The 20527-nt window shown below is 46.6% G+C and carries 25 protein-coding genes, 1 pseudogene and 1 riboswitch; of the genes and pseudogenes, 7 read left to right on the forward strand and 19 right to left on the reverse strand.

Translation table 11 applies throughout. The annotated features are described in order from the left end of the window. The 8 genes and pseudogenes from L0M13_RS14200 to L0M13_RS14235 all read right to left on the reverse strand — a co-directional run bounded on the left by L0M13_RS14200 (position 1) and on the right by L0M13_RS14235 (position 8205). Entirely contained in the window at positions 1-978 is a 978-nt protein-coding gene (locus L0M13_RS14200; protein ID WP_397443545.1) for a FecCD family ABC transporter permease, read from the reverse strand. 7 nt (positions 979-985) lie between these two features. Beyond that, positions 986-1961: pseudogene (locus tag L0M13_RS18765) on the reverse strand (ABC transporter substrate-binding protein). A 125-nt stretch (positions 1962-2086) separates the two neighbouring features. After that, positions 2087-2273, reverse strand: a riboswitch (cobalamin riboswitch). Between the two features lie 47 nt (positions 2274-2320). Beyond that, complete coding sequence (gene argS / locus L0M13_RS14210) at positions 2321-3982, reverse strand: arginine--tRNA ligase (protein WP_235197115.1); 1662 nt, start codon at positions 3980-3982, stop codon at positions 2321-2323. Next, positions 3979-4389 carry a YwiB family protein gene (locus L0M13_RS14215; RefSeq protein WP_235197116.1) on the reverse strand — a complete coding sequence of 137 codons (411 nt, stop codon included), beginning with the start codon at positions 4387-4389 and terminating at the stop codon, positions 3979-3981. The genes argS and L0M13_RS14215 overlap by 4 nt, the downstream gene beginning before the upstream one ends. 139 nt (positions 4390-4528) lie before the next feature. Beyond that, positions 4529-5026, reverse strand: coding sequence for an antibiotic biosynthesis monooxygenase family protein (locus L0M13_RS14220; protein ID WP_235197117.1), 498 nt, complete (start codon positions 5024-5026; stop codon positions 4529-4531). A 579-nt stretch (positions 5027-5605) separates the two neighbouring features. Next, positions 5606-6478: an agmatinase gene (gene speB, locus L0M13_RS14225; protein WP_235197118.1), complete on the reverse strand. Its 873-nt coding sequence runs from the start codon at positions 6476-6478 to the stop codon at positions 5606-5608. Between the two features lies 1 nt (position 6479). Continuing rightward, positions 6480-7313, reverse strand: coding sequence for a spermidine synthase (gene speE / locus L0M13_RS14230; protein WP_235197119.1), 834 nt, complete (start codon positions 7311-7313; stop codon positions 6480-6482). A 376-nt stretch (positions 7314-7689) separates the two neighbouring features. After that, positions 7690-8205 carry a YwhD family protein gene (locus L0M13_RS14235; RefSeq protein WP_235197120.1) on the reverse strand — a complete coding sequence of 172 codons (516 nt, stop codon included), beginning with the start codon at positions 8203-8205 and terminating at the stop codon, positions 7690-7692. 61 nt (positions 8206-8266) lie between these two features. Between L0M13_RS14235 and L0M13_RS14240 the strand changes: the two genes are divergently transcribed. Next, positions 8267-8452 (forward strand): 2-hydroxymuconate tautomerase, encoded by a 186-nt coding sequence (locus L0M13_RS14240; protein ID WP_235197121.1) that lies wholly within the window; start codon positions 8267-8269, stop codon positions 8450-8452. Positions 8453-8479: 27 nt separating this feature from the next. On the opposite strand, the gene L0M13_RS14245 is transcribed toward L0M13_RS14240, so the two are convergent. Genes L0M13_RS14245 through L0M13_RS14255 form a run of 3 tightly spaced genes read right to left on the reverse strand, consistent with a single transcriptional unit; the run spans position 8480 to position 11171 of the window. Beyond that, entirely contained in the window at positions 8480-8989 is a 510-nt protein-coding gene (locus tag L0M13_RS14245; RefSeq protein ID WP_235197122.1) for a YwgA family protein, read from the reverse strand. Next, positions 8990-10294, reverse strand: coding sequence for an HD domain-containing protein (locus tag L0M13_RS14250; protein ID WP_235197123.1), 1305 nt, complete (start codon positions 10292-10294; stop codon positions 8990-8992). It lies immediately after the preceding gene. A 55-nt stretch (positions 10295-10349) separates the two neighbouring features. After that, the gene (locus L0M13_RS14255) at positions 10350-11171 is read right to left on the reverse strand and encodes an octanoyl-[GcvH]:protein N-octanoyltransferase (protein WP_235197124.1); all 822 of its coding nucleotides are present in this window, start codon (positions 11169-11171) and stop codon (positions 10350-10352) included. A 172-nt stretch (positions 11172-11343) separates the two neighbouring features. On the opposite strand from L0M13_RS14255, the gene hemQ reads away from it, so the two are divergent. Together hemQ and L0M13_RS14265 are read left to right on the forward strand one after the other, a co-directional pair. After that, positions 11344-12093 (forward strand): hydrogen peroxide-dependent heme synthase, encoded by a 750-nt coding sequence (hemQ, locus tag L0M13_RS14260; RefSeq protein WP_235197125.1) that lies wholly within the window; start codon positions 11344-11346, stop codon positions 12091-12093. Positions 12094-12371: 278 nt separating this feature from the next. Beyond that, complete coding sequence (locus L0M13_RS14265; protein ID WP_235197126.1) at positions 12372-13388, forward strand: beta-carotene 15,15'-monooxygenase; 1017 nt, start codon at positions 12372-12374, stop codon at positions 13386-13388. Between the two features lie 36 nt (positions 13389-13424). On the opposite strand, the gene L0M13_RS14270 is transcribed toward L0M13_RS14265, so the two are convergent. The 4 genes from L0M13_RS14270 to L0M13_RS14285 are packed head-to-tail and all read right to left on the reverse strand — an operon-like array spanning position 13425 to position 15573. Further along, on the reverse strand, positions 13425-13802 hold the full coding sequence (locus L0M13_RS14270) for a DUF423 domain-containing protein (RefSeq protein WP_235197127.1): 378 nt from the start codon (positions 13800-13802) through the stop codon (positions 13425-13427). A 21-nt stretch (positions 13803-13823) separates the two neighbouring features. Continuing rightward, the gene (locus L0M13_RS14275) at positions 13824-14081 is read right to left on the reverse strand and encodes a YwdI family protein (protein WP_235197128.1); all 258 of its coding nucleotides are present in this window, start codon (positions 14079-14081) and stop codon (positions 13824-13826) included. 58 nt (positions 14082-14139) lie between these two features. Continuing rightward, positions 14140-14814, reverse strand: coding sequence for a uracil-DNA glycosylase (locus L0M13_RS14280; RefSeq protein ID WP_235197129.1), 675 nt, complete (start codon positions 14812-14814; stop codon positions 14140-14142). Positions 14815-14826: 12 nt separating this feature from the next. Then, on the reverse strand, positions 14827-15573 hold the full coding sequence (locus L0M13_RS14285; protein ID WP_235197130.1) for a DUF4230 domain-containing protein: 747 nt from the start codon (positions 15571-15573) through the stop codon (positions 14827-14829). Between the two features lie 44 nt (positions 15574-15617). On the opposite strand from L0M13_RS14285, the gene L0M13_RS14290 reads away from it, so the two are divergent. Further along, entirely contained in the window at positions 15618-15872 is a 255-nt protein-coding gene (locus L0M13_RS14290; RefSeq protein WP_235197131.1) for a hypothetical protein, read from the forward strand. A gap of 60 nt (positions 15873-15932) precedes the next feature. After that, a complete protein-coding gene (gene pdxK / locus L0M13_RS14295; protein WP_235197132.1) occupies positions 15933-16766 on the forward strand; it encodes a pyridoxine/pyridoxal/pyridoxamine kinase in 834 nt (277 codons plus the stop codon). A gap of 65 nt (positions 16767-16831) precedes the next feature. Here the strand turns inward: pdxK and L0M13_RS14300 are convergent, their stop codons facing one another. Beyond that, a complete protein-coding gene (locus tag L0M13_RS14300) occupies positions 16832-17716 on the reverse strand; it encodes a GNAT family N-acetyltransferase (protein ID WP_235197133.1) in 885 nt (294 codons plus the stop codon). Positions 17717-17916: 200 nt separating this feature from the next. Between L0M13_RS14300 and L0M13_RS14305 the strand changes: the two genes are divergently transcribed. Together L0M13_RS14305 and L0M13_RS14310 are read left to right on the forward strand one after the other, a co-directional pair. Then, on the forward strand, positions 17917-18240 hold the full coding sequence (locus L0M13_RS14305; protein ID WP_235197134.1) for a PadR family transcriptional regulator: 324 nt from the start codon (positions 17917-17919) through the stop codon (positions 18238-18240). After that, complete coding sequence (locus L0M13_RS14310; protein ID WP_235197135.1) at positions 18240-19001, forward strand: HAAS domain-containing protein; 762 nt, start codon at positions 18240-18242, stop codon at positions 18999-19001. Before L0M13_RS14305 ends, L0M13_RS14310 begins: the two co-directional genes overlap by 1 nt. Here L0M13_RS14310 and L0M13_RS14315 read toward each other — a convergent pair. From L0M13_RS14315 to L0M13_RS14320, 3 genes are read right to left on the reverse strand one after another with little or no spacing between them, the layout of a single operon-like run. Beyond that, on the reverse strand, positions 18989-19999 hold the full coding sequence (locus L0M13_RS14315) for an ABC transporter permease (RefSeq protein ID WP_235197136.1): 1011 nt from the start codon (positions 19997-19999) through the stop codon (positions 18989-18991). The two genes, L0M13_RS14310 and L0M13_RS14315, sit on opposite strands and share 13 nt — an antisense overlap. After that, positions 20000-20128, reverse strand: coding sequence for a hypothetical protein (locus L0M13_RS18375; protein WP_260107562.1), 129 nt, complete (start codon positions 20126-20128; stop codon positions 20000-20002). It lies immediately after the preceding gene. Continuing rightward, positions 20118-20522: an ABC transporter permease subunit gene (locus tag L0M13_RS14320; protein ID WP_235197137.1), complete on the reverse strand. Its 405-nt coding sequence runs from the start codon at positions 20520-20522 to the stop codon at positions 20118-20120. Before L0M13_RS14320 ends, L0M13_RS18375 begins: the two co-directional genes overlap by 11 nt. Positions 20523-20527: the final 5 nt, after the last annotated feature.

The raw sequence follows: 20527 nt of genomic DNA on the forward strand, positions 1-20527 counted from the left end.
TTATGCCACTCCTTTGCGTTGGCGGAAAAAGATAAAGGCAAAGACCGGTGCACCGATAAAGGCTGTGATCACGCCAATTGGAAGTTCCGTCGGCGAAATGATCGTACGTGAAACTAAGTCACAGACGATCAGCAATGCGGCTCCGTTGATAAAGGACAGCGGCAGCACATGGCGATGGTCCGATCCCCACAGTAAGCGAACCATATGCGGAACCACGAGCCCGACAAATCCAATCGTTCCGGAAACGGCAACGGCTGCACCAGTCAGAACAGAACCGCTGACCAAAATCATCATTTTGCTCCTTTTGATATTGACGCCAAGATGCTGTGCCCGTTCTTCACCAAAAAGCATGGCGTTCAACTCTCTGCGGTTCAGCCATAACAGAAACGATCCGATTAAGAGAAATGGCAGCGCCATCTGCACATAAGGCCAACCGCGCATGGAAACTGAACCAAGAAGCCAACCGATAATCTGGCGCAGCTCTTCCCCCGTCAAAGCGATCATCAACGAAATGACCGAGCCGAGAAAAGAGCTGAAAATGATCCCCGTTAAAATCACCGTTTCCATCTTCATCGACCGGTCCACTAATTTGGCAAATCCCATGACAGCCAACATTGTGGCCAGTGCACCTGCCATACTGATGACCGGCAAGGTGAAAATTCCTAAAAAAGGGATGGTAATGCCGAAAAAGAGCGTCGTCACGGCACCTACTGAGGCACCGGAAGACACTCCTAACGTATAAGGATCGGCCAAAGGATTTTTCAGCAACCCTTGAAAAGCTGCTCCGGCAATGGCCAGCGCCGCTCCAACAAGGCCTGCCAAAACCACACGCGGCATCCGGATATTCCAAAGGATATTGGCCGCTGTTTCATCCGAAGATGGATTCCATAGCACACGCGGTGAAATCGTTACCGTGCCGACCGTTACACCCAACACTACAGCTCCCGCCAATAAAATGAGGGATATCGTGTAGGCGATCAGGTTTTTATTCACCGTAGACCTCTGGATATACTGCCCGTGCAAGCTCTAGTAATCCTTCTGTCACTCGTGGGCCTTGGCGTGTCAATTTATCCGAGTCCAGGTTATAAACCGCCTCGTCTTGTACTGCCGTGATTTCAGCAAAACCATTGCGTCCCATGATGAGCTCGACTGCATTTGGTACGTATGCGCCTTCAGTAGTAACAATTACATCCGGATTGCTGCTGACGATTGCTTCCGGATCCATGCTGACCCAGCCTTCCTGATCGCCGGCGATGTTTTCAGCATTGATCGTTGACAGCATTTCGTCTATGAACGTGCCCGTTCCGGTCGTATAGATTTCCGGCGTACTTCCCACTTCGACAAATACTTTTTTCGGTTCTTTTACTTCTGCAGACATTTCTTCGATTTCGTCCAATTGCGCTTCCATCTCTGAAATTTGCGCATCCGCTTCTTCCATGGTGCCTGTTGCTTGCCCGATGATGGTCATCGTTTCAAAAACTTCATCAAAAGTGGTAGCTTCTTCAACTACAAATACATCTAGGCCAGCATCTCGAAGCTGCTGCAACCCCGTCTCCGATTCCTAAATTCGATTCATGCGCTAATACGATATCGGGTTGCAGGCTGATGATTTTTTCCACATTGAATTCCTGTCCGCCAATTTTCTCAACGCTTGCCGCTTCTTCCGGATAATTATCAAAATCGGAAACCCCGACCATTTTTTCACTCAATCCCAGTTCATAAGCGATTTCCGTATTAGAAGGCACCATCGAGACAATCGCATCCGGCTCTTCTTCAATCACCACTTCTTCGCCGACAGCATCCGTCAAAGTCACCGGGAATTCAACTTCTGCCACCTCTTTGGGCGGTTCTGCCGGTGTTTCTACGTCCTGTTCTTCTGCCGGTGCCGCCTCTTCCCCGCAGCCTGCCAGCAGCAAAGCCGCCATACCCGCACTCATTCCAAACTTCCAAAACTTCTTCATTGCTGTATCCCCTTTTCTCTTGTTGGTATTATTGCGTTCGAAATAAAAAATCCCTCCGCATAAAACTGCGGAGGGATGAAAGGACGGCATAATAAAACTATGCATCCAGCCGGTCCTCGCAGGCTTATGGGGCGTTTCATAAAGGCAGGTCTCCTGGCTCGTGCTCGGCGCTTTCTGTTCCTTCCCGGAGTCTTGCTCCAGTGGCATCAACAGATTGCTCACACTTACAGTGGCGGGACCGCGCCGGATTCGAACCGGCTTCCCTTTTAACTTATGCTGTTACACATAAGCACCTTTATGATTTCAACTATTCAATTGATTCATTTTCATTATACACATTCAGTTTAAAAACAGAAAGTTTACATTTTATCCGGTGCAGAAACGCCGATCACTTTTAACGCATTCGCAATCGTCGTTCTAACTGCTGTAATTAATGCCAGACGTGCACGCGTCAAATCTTCATTCGTCGCATCCAATACTTTATTGGCATTATAGAAGCTGTGGAAGTTCGAAGCAAGATCTTGGATGTACGTCGTGATGCGGTGCGGTGCACGCAGCTTTGCGGCATCGGCAACCACTTTCGGGAAATCGCCGATTTTCTTCAAGACATCCACTTCTTTTTCTGATGACAATAATTCCAGATGGTCAGTTGAAGCTGTGAAACCTTGCTCTTCTGCCTGGCGCACAATCGAACAGATGCGGGCATGCGCATATTGCGAATAGTAAACCGGATTTTCGTTGGACTGGGAAACGGCCAAATCCAAATCGAAGTCCATATGCGAATCGCCTGAGCGCATCGCGAAGAAGTAACGGACTGCGTCTAAGCCGACCAACTCAACCAATTCACGCATGGTGACCGCTTTGCCGGTACGTTTGCTCATCTTCATCTTCTCGCCGTCTTTATAAAGCTGGACCATCTGCACGATGTTCACTTCCAACGTGTCGCGGTCGTAGCCAAGCGCTTCGATTGCCGCTTTCATACGCGGAATATAGCCATGGTGGTCAGCGCCCCAAATATTGATCAATTTATCAAATCCACGCTGCAATTTATCTTCATGGTAAGCGATATCCGGAGTCAAATACGTGTAAGATCCGTCGTTCTTGATCAATACGCGGTCTTTATCGTCTCCGAATGCCGTTGAACGGAACCATGTAGCACCGTCTTCTTCATAGACATGGCCATTTTCGCGAAGTTTTGCTAATGCTTTATCGATTTTGCCATTTTCATAAAGGGACGATTCCGGATACCACACATCGAATTCCACGCGGAAATCCGCAAGGTCTTTCTGAAGCTTCGCCAATTCCACTTTCAAGCCGTGTTTGCGGAAAGCTTCAAAACGCTCTTCGTGCGTCATCGCAACAAATTTATCGCCGTGTTCTTTTACAAGATCTTCCGCGATATCTTTGATGTCTTGTCCGCGATAGCCGTCTTCCGGCATGCTGTCGCCTTTTCCTAATGCCTCAAAATAACGGGCTTCGATCGAAAGCGCCAAATTGTTGATTTGGTTTCCGGCATCGTTGATGTAATATTCACGTGAAACGTCATAGCCTGCAAGGTCCAGTACATTGCAAAGCGAATCGCCGACAGATGAACCGCGGGCATGGCCAAGATGCAAGTCGCCAGTCGGATTTGCTGAAACGAACTCGACTTGAATGCGTTCGCCTGCGCCGGAATTGGTGCGGCCGTAATCTTCCTTCTGCTCCAATACGGTTTTGACGACATCCAGTAAATAGTCTTTCTTAATCGTGATATTGATAAAGCCAGGTCCTGCAATTTCCACTTTTTCAATATTCGCTGATTCTTTATCCAGGTTTTCCACAATCGCTTCCGCAATCGCACGCGGTGCTTTTTTAGCGATGCGCGTCAATTGCATGGCGATATTCGTTGCATAATCGCCATTCGCTTTGTCTTTTGGAGATTCTAAATGGATTTCCATTGGTTCGGTTGTTAATTCGGCTTTTTGAACCGCTTCACTGATGGCCAATTTGATGGCCTGTTGAACTTTTTCTACTGCATTCATGATTTACCCTCCGTAAATTGTATTTCCATTTCGTATTCCCCGACATGGGACGAGCCCATTGCCAGATCGTATCGAACTTTGAAACGCGTATCGCTTGCTGACAATTCGTGCGCTTTCGTCGTCAGCATAAAAGACCCCTGTTCGTTCGTTAAATTCCCCGTTTGCTCTTTATGTAATAAAAACGGCAGGCGCATCTGCAAGCCTCCGCTTCTCATGATTACTGCTTCATCATCGCTGATTTTCACTGTGGTTCGGATGCTGAGCTCTTCAAGCTGCTCTTCATATTGCAAATAAAGCCGGTTATTTTTAACCGTCATTGTGCCTTCCGACCGCATTTCCAACACTTGCTCTTCAACATCCGGTTGGCGGATTTTAGTTGTCAGTTTGATTTTCACGAATTTCTTCAAAACGCTTCCGCCTTCCTGTCAATTGATAACCTTTATATTATAGCCTGTTTTGCACTGGTTTTTCAATTAAGTTTGGGATAGCTCGCGGCACCGCATAAAAAAATGGCGCACAGCCATGCTGTGCGCCACTTGGAGCCATTTATCGCGTATACGTTTTAACGAAAGAAGGGCGCGGAAAAACATTCGGGCGCTTATCAATGCCTTCTGCTGTGCCGCGTTTCGCGTGGGCATGGCTATAGGCTTGGGACTGCTGCCAGTTTGTAAACGATTCTTCATCTTTCCACAAAGTCAAAATGATATACGTATCCGAATTTAGCGGTCGAAGCACCCGGATCGCCGCAAACCCCGGCTCTTCTTCCACTTTGCCGGCGCGATTTTGAAAGCGCGCTTCAAACAGCTCGCGTCCTTCCTCAGTTACCGGAATGTTGTTGAAGACCGCATAAAAGCCGTCATTGATATCACCGACTGCGTTCAAGATCTGAAATGCTTCAAACCCTTGCGCCGATGTGCCATCTTCCGCTTCAAACAATACCGTTGCCTCTTCGCCGTCCACCAAGTAAATCAATCGCGAATTCGGCGAGGACGCAAGGATCGATACCCCCTGGTCGCGCGGTCCAGTCCACTTATATAATTCCATCGTCAGCACCTCTTTCAATATTTTCTCTCTCATCTTACCGTTTCTTTTCGAAAGATTCTATTTTGCAGGTCTTACGAGCGAGTTTTGTGTTTTTATGAGCGACTTTCGCCATTTTATGATCATTCACCAAGAATCTGCATTCCGCCGTCCGAAAAGTTGCCGAAATAAAAAACGGCCTGGAGATTTCCAGGCCGTTTCCGCTTTTCTTATTGTCTAGCTCCAACGGCCAGCCCCTCGAGGTCTTAAGTCGTCTCGCCTGTGCGGCAAAAAGCGCCGCTTCGGCAATCCGTCTTAAGCTTGTCACGGCTACACGGCCGTTTCCGCTTTTCTTATTGTCCAGCTTCGCCGCCTAGCCGCTCGAGGTCGCTTCAGTCATATCAGCAATGGCTGAAGAACGCCATTCCCCGCTCTGACTTCCAGCGCTTGTCGCGGCTGTCGAGGCGGCTACGCTTTTCTTATTGTCCAGACTCCAACGGCCAACCCCTCGGGTCATAAGCCAAACCAGCTGTGCGGCAAAGAACGCCGCTTCGCTGATTCGTCTTATGCCTTTCGGGGCTAACGGGCCGTTTCCGCTTTTCTTTATTTCACCCAACCCAAAATCATTTCGCGCAGCAATTTGCTGGCGGTGTTGGCTGTTTGGTCGGAGTGGTCGTAAACCGGAGACACTTCCACCAAATCGAAACCGACAACATTGACGCCTGAAGCGGCGATGGCGTGGATCGATGCGAGCAGTTCGCGGGAAGTGATGCCGCCTGCGTCAACGGTTCCAGTACCCGGTGCATGCGCCGGATCCAGGACGTCGATATCAATCGTCACATAAACTGGGCGTCCGGAAAGTGTCGGCAATACTTCTTTCAATGGTTCCAATACTTCGAACATGGAAATGTGCATGCCGTTTTCTTTTGCCCAGATGAATTCTTCTTTCATTCCTGAACGGATACCGAACGAATAAACGTTTTTCGGTCCGATATGATCTGCGATTTTGCGGATCGGCGTCGAATGCGAATATTCTTCGCCTTCGTAATTTTCGCGAAGATCAGTGTGCGCATCAAAATGGATGATCGCTAAATCATCGTATTTGCTCGCCACTGCCTTCATCACCGGAAGCGATACTAGATGTTCGCCGCCCATGCCGATTGGGATTTTATTGTCAGCCAATAAGGTATGGATATACGTTTCGATTTCAAGCAGCGATTTTTCCGGGTTGCCGAATGGCAATGGGATATCGCCGGCATCGAAAAATTTCACGTCATCCAGTTCACGGTCCAGGTAAGGGCTATACTCTTCCAGGCCGATCGACACTTCACGGATTTTGTTCGGGCCAAACCGGGAACCGGGACGGTAGCTGACTGTCCAGTCCATCGGCATTCCGTAAAGGACCGCTTTCGATTCTTCATAATTCGGATGGCTTTTGATAAATACTTTTCCAGAATACGTCTCGTCGAAGCGCATCTTATTCGCCTGCCATATCTTTCACGAATTTCGGCAAGACGAATGCCGCGTTATGCAATTCTTTCGTGTAATACTTAGTTTCGATGTCATGGAAGCGTTCAGCTGGAACAGCTGTCGGATCGTATTTCTTCGAACCGATTGTAAACGCCCAAAGGCCTGATGGGTACGTCGGGATGTTCGCCAAATACAATTTCGTGATTGGGAAAATTTCCTTCACGTCTTTTTGGACTTGTGTGATCAAATCCGCTTTGAACCATGGGTTGTCCGATTGCGCGACGAAAATGCCGTCTTCTTTCAATGCGCGTGAAATCCCAGCGTAAAAGCCTTTTGTGAATAAATTCACAGCCGGGCCGACCGGTTCCGTCGAATCCACCATGATCACATCGTATTTATTTTCAGATTCTGCAATGTGCATGAAGCCGTCGCCAACGATGACGTCTACACGTGAATCTTCAAGGCCTGACGCAATAGATGGCAGGAATTTTTTCGAGTACTCGATCACTTTGCCGTCAATGTCGACAAGCGTCGCTTTTTTAACAGAAGGGTGTTTCAGCACTTCACGGATAACGCCGCCGTCTCCGCCGCCTACAACCAACACGTTCTCCGGGTTCGGGTGCGTGAACAATGGAACATGTGCCACCATTTCATGGTAGACGAATTCGTCTTTTTCAGAAGTCATGACCATGCCGTCAAGGAAAAGCATATTTCCCCATTCCGCCGTTTCAGCCATTTCTAAATATTGGAAATCCGTTTGTTCCGTGTGAAGCGTTTTGTTGATTTTCATTGTGATCCCGAAATTCTCGGTCTGTTTTTCTGTATACCAGAATCCTGCCATTTATAATCAAACTCCTTTAACTTTCAGATTAAAATCTACTTAAAAAAGTATAAATCTTTTCAACGAAAGTGCAATCATTATTTGCACAGTCTTCTTTACCCGAATCCCATCCAATTATCCCCAAAATAAAAAGGTTTTCTGCGCAGAGAACTTTTCCCTGTACAGAAAACCTTTTTATGCCTGACGGCGCGAAGAAAGAGACATGAGGCATTGGGCTTGGGTTTTCTCGCAATGGCTCACGTCACTTGTCCGCAATCAGGTGTCCTAGCTTTCTATTTAAAAGCTGTAGTTATAGTGTACTGCCTTTTTTAAACAACTTCAACCGCCTGTTGGAAGCAATTGCAAATGTCACAAATCGTACAAATATTTTTAGCTTTTATGCGTTTAAATCTTGTTTCAACTGATCTTCGCTGCGCTCCCACATTTTGGGATTGTGGCTTCTCAAGTATTCAGCCAAGACTTTTTTCGAACTTTCGTCCATCTGCTCGACGATAATCTTGCGTTTCATCGATTTATCCATGAGGTTCACATGATCGGCTAATATCTTATAGCCTCGGCGTTTTTCCCGGTTCACAACCATTTCACAAGCCGTCACGCCAGCGTAATAAGGGCCTTCCGGATTGAAGTCGATCGTGATCCACACAAGCCAGTAAGGTTTTCCGCCTTCCGAGTCTTCGCGGTTGACCGTAAACTTGATGCCGCGTTCGACTTGGCTGCGGGCGTGCATAGCACCGATATCAATAAATGCCTCCTGCTCTTCGATGTCGATGAACAGCGGTGACACGTTTTCGAGTGACAAGGAGCCGATGCCATAGCCTTTATGGCCATCAGTCGGGTCGTTCTTTATAATGGTAAATCCTACTTTTTGTTTTGGTTTTTCTTCGTTTGCCATGTGTACATTCCCTCCGTTCTGATATGATAAGAATATCCCTAAAAAAGGAGCTGTGTCCATTATGCCATACGTAACTGTGAAAATGCTCGAAGGCCGCACAGAAGACCAAAAGCGCGCACTCGTCGAAAAAGTAACTGAAGCTGTCTCTGAAACGACTGGCGCTCCAGTCGGAAACGTAGTCGTCTTCATCGAAGACATGAAGAAAACCGATTACGGCGTTAAAGGAAAATTATTTTCTGATATTTAATTCCCATCACTTTTAAAAAAACTCCCATCATGGGAGTTTTTTTAATGCACTCAATTCTTCTATAAAAGCAAACGCCTCTTCGATTTCTTCCTCTGTAAAGTTTAGCTTCCCTTTAACAACATGGAGTTTTTCGATTTGTTCGCTTCGTTCCAGCTGGTCAAAGTACAAAAGCGTCGCGGTCAATTCCAAAAAGCGGCCGCTCTTTTCATTAAGCTTTGCGGCGTAAGCCGAATCTTCCAGCACCGATTCTTTCAAGGTATTCCGGAAATCTCCGCCTTCTTTTGTGACGCTGTATTTATATTGGACGTAAGAACCTTTGTCTTCCAATTCCTCCGACAAAAACCCCATATCGCAAAGTTCTTCTACGCGGGCCGTCAACTCTTCTGAATACGGCCCATAAATATGGAATTCGTATTTTTCCTGAAAAGGAACGCCCATCTTCTTTAAGATGTAAATCATCTTCTGCATCTTTTTGCGTCCTGTAATTCCGTCCGCTGCAGCAATAAAATCCACAATTTTCGCATGTTCCTGGAGCAACTAAATTCCCCCTTCTCTTAACATTTCCAGTATTTGCTGCTTGATGGCTTTTTTCTTGCCATCGATCAATAGCTCAGCTGGAAAATACAATTTATAGTCTGTGCGCCGCTTACCTGAAATCGCATCAACGATTTGGGACAAGCGGGACAGTTCTTTAATCTCACCGGACGGCATCAATAAATGAATCGGAAGGCGTTCTTCCTCTTCTCCCGGACGGTAAAAGTCATATGGCAAATCGGACGTAGAGTCATCAATCAAATAATAATCCGGATCAATTCCGGCTTTTCGGAACAATTGTGCAAGTTCCCCAAGCTTCCGGTAGTCTTTCCCTGGATCGAAGTCGACGTATTGGAACAAGCGCCGATTAACAAAGCGGTCGCTTAAGTCCGCTAAAATCGGATCGCGTTCCGTCATCCACAATTGGAAATACGTCATCAAGACGCCTTCATCCAGCGCTAAATAATCCTTCAATGTGAACGTGCGGTCAAAAAATGACAGGAAATGCGTGGGTGGCTGGGCAAATTTATAGCCGCCTTCGCTCAATTCTTTCGCCCGCTGCAGGATTTTCCGTAAAATCACTTCGGCGCTTCGGGCAACCGGGTGGAAATACACTTGCCAGTACATCTGATAGCGGCTCATGATGTAATCTTCAACAGCATGCATGCCGCTCGATTTGATCACCACTTGATCATCCACCGGACGCATGACGCGAAGGATCCGCTCCATATCGAAATGGCCGTAGGAAACTCCCGTATAGTACGCATCCCGCTGCAAATAATCCATGCGGTCCGCATCAATCTGGCTCGAAATCAGCGAGACGACTTGTTTATTGCCATAGGTTTTGGCAATGACTTCAGCGACTTTCGCAGGAAAATCCGCCCCTACTTTCTTAAGGACGCGATGGACTTCAGTATCGCCAAGCAAAATTTCACGGGTGAATTCTTCGTGGTCGACTTGAAAAACCTTTTCGAACGAATGTGAAAATGGACCATGTCCAAGATCATGAAGAAGCGCCGCACATAAAACGACAAGCCGTTCACTTTCATCCCATTCGGGGCGGCCGTGGAAAATATCGTCAGAAATTCTTCGGACGATTTCGTAGACGCCGAGGGAGTGGTTAAAACGGCTATGTTCAGCGCCGTGGAAGACTAAATATGAGGTGCCAAGCTGTTTGATGCGCCGCAGACGCTGAAATTCCTTCGTGCTCACCAAGTCCCAAATTACTTGGTCGCGCACGTGTATGTATCGGTGAACCGGATCTTTAAACACTTTTTCTTCAGCTAATTTTTGCGATGCGTAATCCATAAGCCCACCTCCAAATTTTCCTGCGTAACAGGTATTCTACACCAGCAAAAGGACCTCATTCAAGAGGCCCCGGAAGCATTTTCGCGTTGCGTTCAACGACACGTTTCAAATAAAATCCGTAAAGTTCAGTCTCATCAGGCATTAGCGGGCGCGGCGCGGGCGACCCGATCAATTCGTATAAATTTATGACAACTTCCTGGACCGTAATTTCTTTATCCAGCAATTCGCTGAGCGACGCCATCACTTCCGGTTTGATGGCCGGGTAATCGAATTTTGTGTCTTCGCCTTGCAGCCCTTTTTCATAAAAGCCGCGAATCAGTTCTGCACGCTCTGCACCAGAGCCTTCGACGCAAAGATAGACTTGGACAGCGATCCCTTTGCGGATGCGGCGTTGGGAGATTCCGGCGAACTTCTTGCCCCCGATGCTGAGGTCATAAGATCCCGGACAGTAGGATCCCACGATCTCGTAAGCTTCTATTGGTGCTTCCGGAAACAGTGCCTGCACCAGTTCAAGCATCATATCGTAGCCAGCCGAAATATCGATGGCATGTTCTTTCTCCGAAACGACCAATGAAATATTCAAAACACCGGCATCAAGAACCACTGCGAGACCGCCGGAATTCCGGACAATCGGATAGTAGCCGTTTGCTTCCAAGTATTCCATACGCCGTCCGACATGCGGCAAACGGTGATCTTGGATGCCAAGCACTACCGTATCGTCATGGACCCAAGTCCGGACGGTCGGCTCACTTCTCCCGCTGCCAACCAGTTCGCATAATGTATCATCCGCCGCAAACGATTCCAGCGCCGAACGTTTTTTTGCGCTCAAGGATTGGTCCCAGAAACGCCAATTGGTTTGTTGTGAAAATAAGCTCATATTCATTCTCCTCAAAAGCATTTTGCTTAACTCCAGTCTACCCGACTCTCGCCTTGCTGAAAAGCAGGTGCAGCAATGACGAATTGGTGACAGCCTTCTGTTTTATAGGAACTTGAATGGCCGATGTGATAAACTGGATGGGAGAGATTTAGATCAAAGGAGTGTTTAGAGAATGAATGAAGCTGCAATTACATTAGACGGCTGGTACGTCCTCCACGATTTCCGTTCGATGGATTGGGTATCCTGGAAAATGCTGACGGACGAAGAACGCCAATTCGCAATCGACGAGTTCCAGGCATTTATGGACAAAGTAAACCAAGCCGATGAAAATAAAACAGGTGCCCACGCATTGTATTCAATCGTTGGCCAAAAAGCGGACTTGATGTTGATGCTACTTCGCGAAACGATGGACGAATTGCGTGAGCTTGAAACAGAATACAATAAGCTGACATTGATCGCTTATACCGTTCCTACGTATTCGTATGTATCGGTTGTTGAACTTTCCAACTATTTGGCTGGAAAATCAGACGAAGATCCATACCAAAACCCTCACGTGCGTGCGCGCTTGTATCCTGAACTTCAACGTTCACAGTACATCTGCTTCTATCCGATGGATAAACGCCGCGAAGGCGACGACAACTGGTACATGCTGCCAATGGACACACGCAAAGAATTGATGCTTTCCCACGGCAAAATCGGCCGCAGCTATGCCGGCAAAGTTAAACAGATCATTTCAGGATCTGTCGGCTTTGACGATTACGAATGGGGCGTTACGTTATTCGCAGACGACGTTCTCCAATTCAAGAAATTGATCTACGAAATGCGCTTTGATGAAGTCAGCGCGCGCTATGCGGAATTCGGTTCTTTCTATGTGGGAACTCGCTTAGACGCTGATCGTACAGCTAAATTCCTGGAAGTTTAAGTTTTAAAACCGCCCTCGGGCGGTTTTTTATGTGTTTGAGCTGTGAACGCACCCCAGATCAGTATTTTCGCACCCCAATGCTGCTTTTTCGCACCTCAAATTGATATTTCCGCACCTCAGAACAATTTTTTCGCACCTCAAAATTAAAACCGGCGTGATTGCAATATTTTCCGCATGCCTTAATTCGCTAACTGATACAAGTTTTCAGAATTCTGTCACAGATCAGCGCTGACCTTTCCCATGCCCTGCGATATACTAAAAGAAAATGGGGTGTTTAGATGTTTGTAATGCGCCAAACCAACTTTGCAAAATGGGCTTTACTTTTACTCGCACTCGTACTCACCAGCAATTTCCTGCTTTACCGTTCCCCTCTCTCCACTATCATCATTCCAGAAGAAGCGATTTGGGTCGTCAGCGGTTCGCTTCTCGATTTAGCGCTTGTGGCCCCGCTTCTTTTGCTCGCTTCTTACAGGCTTTCAACCAAGCAATTCATCGGCTTTGTCGCCGGGGGCTTGATCCTTGCCCGCCTGCTTATTCCTTCTTCTTACATTGAACCATTCTCCGGCCTGGTCTATGCAGCGCTCGGATTAGAAGCCATCGCCATAGCGGCAGAAGCTGCATTGATCTTCTTGCTTTTCTATCATTTCCCGAAAATCTTGCGGACCATTAAAAGCCAGGCAGAAAGCCCGCTTTTTTCTCTTTTTCCTGCGACATTTGCAGTCGTTAAACCCAATCCGCTCGTTTCGATTGTGCTTTCGGAAGCTTTGATGGTGTACTACGCATTCTTTACTTGGAAAAAACAAGCACCAGAAAACCTTCATACCGTGTCGCTCCACAAGAACACCAGTGCCATCGCTTTCAATATCATGCTTATCCACGCAATCGTTATTGAAACGATCGGCATCCACTGGTTCCTGCATGAAAAATCGGCGGTTCTCTCGATTATTCTGCTCGTCCTGAACATCTACTCGGTATTTTATTTCCTTGCTGAAATCCAGGCCATCCGCTTAAATCCTCTGACGGTCAAAGACGGTTCCGTCCATTTGTCTCTTGGATTGAGCAAACGGATTACTTTCCGTCTGGATTCCATCGAGTCCATCCGGTGGGGCGAAAAACCTGAAAAAGGCAGCTTGGAATTTATCGCAAATGACATCGAAACCGGTGAACCTCAACTGGTCATCGATTTTAAGAAGCCTCAAAAAGCGACCCTATTCTATGGCCGCACAAAAGAAGTTTCGCAAATCGCCTTAAAAGTGGATAATCCGGAAAAATTGAAAAACTTGCTGAACCAATAAAAAAGCTGCCGCGGGCAGCTTTTTCTCGTTCAACTATTATAATGCTTTCGCAGCTGCTACAATCACGAGGATCCAGGCTGCAATAAAAGCCACACCGCCGATTGGCGTAATAGCACCTAAAATGCTAATGCCAGTCAAGCTTAAGACGTATAGGCTGCCTGAGAAGATGATGATCCCGGCAAGCATCAAATAACCGGCCCAGTTTAATGAACCCAGGCTGCCGATCAACGATGAACTCATTAAGATCGCAATGGCGATCAAGCCGATGGAATGGAACATTTGATATTGTACGGCTGTCTGCCATGTGTCCAAATATTTATCTGCAACACGCCCTTCGAGCAAATGCGCTCCAAAGGCTCCAAATGCAACAGACAGCATCGCATTGACTGCGCCTGCAATTAAGAAAAACTTCATATCAGGTCCTCTACTTTCCTGTTAAAATTCAAACAATGAATCGCCGTTTGCATCTTCTTCTTTGAGCTTGTTGATAGATGAGACGGTTTGGACTTGCGGAGACGCGAGCGGCATCGCTTTCGGTCTGCTGGATTCAGGCAGCGGTTCATCGTTCAGCAATAAGTCGCATAAAGCCCGAATGGCCGCAACCGATTCACGGACTCTTGCCGGTTCAGCATTTTTTGCCTGGACGGTATGCTTTTCAATCTCTGTTAGTATCCGGACAGCTTCAATCGCCATTTGAACTCCCCCTCTCCACTTCTAATCATCCTATTTTATCACGCACAGGGAAAAGCCGTCAGGCCAAACAGAAATCTATCGGTTTTTCTCCACGCGCTTGTAACAGTTCGTTCACTTTTGAATAGGGCTTGCTGCCAAAAAATCCACGGCTCGCACTTAACGGGCTCGGATGCACCGATTCGATGACCGAATGCCGCTCCAAATCGATAAGCTGTTTTTTCTTTTGGGCAGGCTTTCCCCAAAGCACAAAAATAACAGGTTCTTCGCGTTCGGATAGTTTGCGGATCACTTCGTCAGTGAAAATCTCCCAGCCTTGATTGCGATGCGAATTGGCTTCGCCTCCACGTACTGTGAGCACCGTGTTCAGCATCATCACCCCTTGGTCTGCCCATTTTGTCAGCGTTCCGTCTTTCGGCTTCTCACAACCGATATCTTCCTTCAGTTCCTTGAACATATTGCGAAGGCTCGGCGGGTGCGGGACGCCTGGCTGAACGGAAAAGCTGAGGCCATGCGCTTGGTTCGGGCCATGATAAGGATCTTGCCCTAAGATAACGACTTTTACATCTCGGTAAGTCGTGTGCTCAAAAGCATTCCATATGTCTTCTTTCGGCGGATAAACCGTCTCATTTTCATACTCCTTTTTAAGGAACTCACGCAGCTTTAAATAATAAGGCTTTTCAAATTCTTCTCCCACAATTTCTTGCCAGTCATTTCGAAAAATTTTCTTTGGCATATCGGCCACTCCTTATTCTTCAAATTCTACTGTAACGTTATAGTCCACCAGATTGAACATACTGCGGACGGATTGTGCAGCATTTTCTTCTGCAAGTTCCAATACGCCTTGTCCTCTAGTTTCCTCCAGAATCATTTGCTTTGCTTCGTCGGCTAATTCAAAGGCTTCGGAAATATCGGAACCACCGCTGAACAGCCCTTCATAGGTGTATATTTCAGCTTTGTCCATGAACAATTCCGGACCTCCCAGAAAGTCGGCTTTCGGCAATGTAAGTGTAGCCGTTTTCGCTTCTTCATCCAGTTCAATATCATTTTCCGTTAGTTCGGAGAAATCCACCCCTGCACGGACCGAACCTGGAATCACGACTAAAATCTGGCGTTTTGTTCCCGGCAGATCAAGTCCGATATCTTGTCCAAACACTTTATTGTCTTCCCGCTCAATAATCACTTTCGAAAAAGCTTCCGCAGTCGACAATTCATTGAGATCCTGGATCTGCTCTAAAAAAGCCCCTTTGCTTTCCGTTGCTGTGCTGCCTTGGATCATCCACCAAGTTCCAAGAGGCAATGCGATCAATAATAGAAGAAGGATGACGATCAACACTAAAAATGAATTGCGCCAAACGCCCATCATCACTTTGATGCTCTTCCAGAATCCGGATTCTTTCGTATCTTCTTTCCCTTTTACTTCTTTTAATAAGCGTTCGATTTCCGTTAACTTTGGATCTTTTGCCAATTCCTCTCCCTCTTTCTTTTTATTCATTTCATCCTCGCTCCGTGATAGGATTAAAGAAAGGAGCGATGATTATGGCGGACTTGCGTGAAAAAATAAAAACAATCTCCTCCACCAAAGGGGACCATGCCCCGGAAAGCGCCAAGCGCATCGGGATGTGGATCATCGCCGCAATGGTGATAGCTGTTTCCATTCTAACATTTATCATAGCAATTGGTCTTTTCAGAAACGGCAATTGGATCTTGGCTGTCATCGCCGGTTTATTTTTCCTGGTGTCGGCTGCAACCGCCTATGTATTGGCGTTTCCCCATAAGCTGAATACTATGTAAATGTTTCGCCATTTGTTAAAATAAAGCGATAAACGAATCTATTTAAAAGGAGTTTTGATGATGTCATTGAAAAAGACTTTAACGATCGCTGGATCGGATACGTCCGGTGGAGCTGGCATACAAGCAGACTTGAAAACTTTCCAGGAGCATGGCACATATGGCATGAACGCATTGACCGTAATCGTCACAATGGACCCGAATAATGGCTGGAGCCACGGCATCCACCCAATTCCGGTTGAAACGCTGCATGCTCAACTGCAGACCGCTTTTTCTACAGGCGTTGATGCATTGAAAACCGGCATGCTGCCGACAGTCGACATTATCGAGATGGCCGGCAAAGCCATTAAAGACTCCGGCTTGAAAGACGTTGTCATTGACCCGGTCATGGCATGCAAAGGCGAAGATGAAGTGCTATTCCCTGAAAATGTCGATGCCATGATCCAGCATTTGCTTCCGAATGCTAAAGTCGTTACGCCAAACTTGGTTGAAGCTGGCCAACTATCCGGCATGGGCACTCTTCGTACAGTGGAAGACCTTCAAGCAGCAGCCGAAAAAATCCATGCACATGGTGCACAGTTTGTAGTCATCAAAGGCGGCAAACAGTTGCAGCATGAAAAAGCGGCTGACCTCTTGTACGATGGCAAAAAGCATTATCTTTTGACAGCTGAAAAAACTGAGACGACTTACAACCACGGTGCAGGCTGCACATTCGCTGCCGCAATCACCGCTAATTTAGCCAATGGCCAATCGGTTAAAGATGCTGTATTGAACGCGAAGATCTTTGTTTCTGCGGCAATTGAACACGGATGGAAACTCAACGAATACGTGGGGCCGGTTATGCACGGCGCCGCTAATAAATTCCCGAAACCTGAAGTGACAGTTACTGAACTTTAATCATAGACGAAGCCGAAGGAGAGAAGCATCGCTTTTCTCCTTCGGCTTTTATTGTTTTCTGCGATTTATAATTCCTTCGCCATCATCACTTGTTTCGTCGTCACTTTAAAGCCCGCTTCTGCCAGAACTTGATGGGTGAATTTGTTCATTTCCACCGGGATATTGACCGCTACGCGATTGATCTCTCCTGAGAAGCCTTCAAAAGCTTTTGCAATCAAGCGGGCAGTAAGAGATTGGGAATCTTCGGCCAAAGGATTTGCCACACATTGATAAAGCGTTGTCCCGATATGCTTGCCGTTTTCATCTTTGGATTTCCGGAAATACGCATAGCCTGCCGCTTTTCCTTCAGCGTCATGGGCAATCAGCGCCTCGCCGTCTTTGACACTTTGCCATTGGGTTTGCCACGTGAAATCATGTCGATAGAAATCCAAACTGCCGGCCTCTTCTACAGTTGCCGATTTCAGCGTGATTTCTTGTCCCGACCCCAACTCTTCTGGAAGCTTCTCGACTTTCCCTTTAAGCTGCATGAAATCCACTTCATCCACTATTTCATATCCTATTTTTCGGTAAAGTTCGATCGCTGCGTTATTTTCACTGACAGCTTCAAGGGTAGCCAGCTGTACTCCTGAATCCCCAAGCCACTCGATCGTCTTTTCCATCATGCGTTTTCCGACGCCTTGGCCCCGAACCGATTTAGCGACGCCCGTCCCGCCATTCCAGGAAACTTTTCTTCCGCCATTTTCGCGAAACCCGTTACGGACGATGCCTACTGGATGGTTCCCATCAAATGCAATGATCGATAATTCTTCATTCAAATCTTCCATTGTTCCTCTTTTTTCAAATGCTTCTGCAGTCGTTTCCATATTAAAATAATAGCCTTCGAACCCTTTATTCCAGGCTTCGACCTTTTCTTCTATTGAACACTCGGACATCTTCTTTATTTCGAACATTTGCTGTACCTCCCCATTTTGTTAACTTCCCCCGTTATTTTTTCGACAGAACCAATTGAATTTCCTTTTTCCAAAACGATTAACTAACTTGTATAACAAAGTAGTTGACTTGTATTGTTCATCATGCTATCTTGTATTACAAAGTAGCAGTTTTATTTTTAGCTATCTTGTTTTACAAGTTACTAAGAAGGAGGGTATATATGTCATCTAGCCAGATGCTAAAAGGAATACTTGATGGGTGTCTGCTCGGCATTATCCATAAAGGCGAGACTTACGGATACGAAATGATCGAAAAATTGGAGATTTACGGTTTTCGGATGGTCAGCGAAGGCAGCATTTATCCCGTGTTGATGCGATTGCAGAAAGACGGTTTCGTCCATTCGGTCATGAAAGAATCACCCAGCGGCCCGAAAAGGAAATACTACACCTTAACTCCGGCAGGCGAAGAGGAATACGAACAGTTTAAAGAACGGTGGGAAAGTTTATCCCATTCTGTCAATCGACTCGTAAAGGAGGAAAACTAATGGTCTTATCAAGAGAAAGTGAAGAATTCATTGCTAATTTGAGGATGTATTTGATGACTTCCGGGAAGAACGACCACGAAATCAATGAGATCGCGGAAGAATTACGGGGCCATCTGGAAGACGCCGAAAGCCACGGGAAAACGGTGGACAGCGTTACTGGCGGATCGCCTCAAACGTATTTGGAGAACATTAGCAATGAAATGAAAACCGATTATTTCGGTTTAGTGAGACTGGCGCCCATGTTCATTTTGCTGCTTATCGCATATTTCATCACCGGGTCAGCTATCCGCGGCGATCTGAATTTTTCTTTGCTGAAGCTGATTGCTTATCCGGCCATTGCACTTTTGAGCATCGGTGCTTATATTTATTTCTTCCGGAAAATGAGCGTAGCTAACTATTCGAAGAAAAAAGAGTTGTCGATTTTTATCGCTCTCCAAGTCATCATTACTCTATCATTAATGGCTGTGCTTTTTATGGACATCTTTTTCTTTGAGCCTTTCTATATACCTTCTCGCGAAACGATGTGGGTCATTGCAGCACTTGGAGCTCTGGTTTTCATTGCAGGCGCCATTTGGTCGAAAACGTGGTTCACGTTAATCCTTCCGCTGTTTTTATTCGGGCCGGATTTCATCCTGCAATTCCTTCAATATAGTGAAACGACAGAGCTGATTATCAGCGCAAGCGGCCTTTACCTCGGGATTGGAATTGTGGTCCTCATTCTTTATTGGCAGAATAAAAAACAAAACCCTCACAAATTGTGAGGGTTTTTTAAACGGATCATTTTCTCCCGCAATTGTTCTTTATTCCATTCGACGATTTTCTCGGACGGTGAAGCGATGCCTTTCCGTTTCTTCACTTGCGGATTTTTCGACCGTAAATATCCTTCCATCATGAATGAGACTGAAAGAATTGCCAAGGCGATAAAAAACACGGGATATAAAGGCAGCCAAGGTGCACCTTGCAGATAGCGGAACGTTGAACCGAAAAGCCCTGCCCATTCATACGAAATGGACATGGGTGGATCTCCGAACATCGGGTCGTAGCTGACTTTCGTACCTCCAAGGAACAAGTCCAATAAACTGAGATGGGCCATCACTATAAAAGTCTCCATCACCTGCTGACCGTATAGAACTGCCAGCTTTTCACGCATTTGCGGATACAGATGCTTCCGGATAATTCGGAACCGCCCTGCACCCAGTACACGGGAAGCAAGGACATATTCTTTGCGGTATAGAAGCGCCGCTTCATTTCCTACCAATACCGCCACAATCGGCATCGTCAATAACGACATCAAGACAATTTGTATCGCGATGCGTTCCCATACCCCATTCGAAAACCCTTCCGGCGGCATCCAAAGAACCGGGTAGAGCACGTAAGCCGCAAATAAAGTCAAAGGGATATAATGCAGAGAATCGGCAAGTCCGCCAATCCATGCACGATGCTTTTGCAGATAAGTCCCAAGAAGATAACCGAAAGGGACGGCAATTAGCATTCGAAGTGCGGCGACTGCGAGTGCAGCGATAATGGTGTATTTTCCGCCAAGCATGATTTTGCCAAAGAGGTCATAGCCATACTGGTCGGTTCCAAGCGGAAATTCCCATTTCGGCGAAATCGGCGGACCTTCGACTGCCCGGCCATTTTCTTCGATAAAAAAGACTTGTTTCGGCACCTTGCCGAAAAGCCATTCGAAGGCAAAGCTTCCGAAAAGCAGCAAAGCCATAATACTGAAACCAATCACAAAATAAGGCTGTCTCCACATTTAAGCCACTTCCTTTCCACGGAAATGGCGGAGGAAAAACCATTCGCCCACGCTGTACAGGATAAACATCGGCAAGAAAAAGCTGAAGATCGTCACAAGAAACACTTCAGGTGAAATATTATCGCGCATGAACAGCATGATCCCCGGCATATTGAACATCAGTTCCAGGACAAACAGATTCGACAACATGAACCAAATCGTTTTTCTTGGATTGGAAAAACACTGAAATGATAGCATTCCGGAACATATGCATCCAAACGATAAAGACTTTCGAAAAGCCGAGTGATCGAGCAAGTTCGACATACATTTGCCGCTCTTCTTCCTGGAAAGTCAGCATGCAAAGCCGGTATAGCTGGATCATCGGCAATATTGATAAACACAGGACCGGGAGCCAATAGATTTTGTCCCCGCCTACGACTGCAATCTTGGAGATCAAAACATCCGTTTTTAAATAGATGAAGATGATGCCAAGCTGAGCTGCCATGATGATGAGCAAATCCGGAAGCGATTCCAGAAAATACAAAAAGA

The sequence above is a fragment of the Planococcus sp. 107-1 genome, from assembly GCF_021513255.1.
Classification (GTDB): domain Bacteria; phylum Bacillota; class Bacilli; order Bacillales_A; family Planococcaceae; genus Planococcus.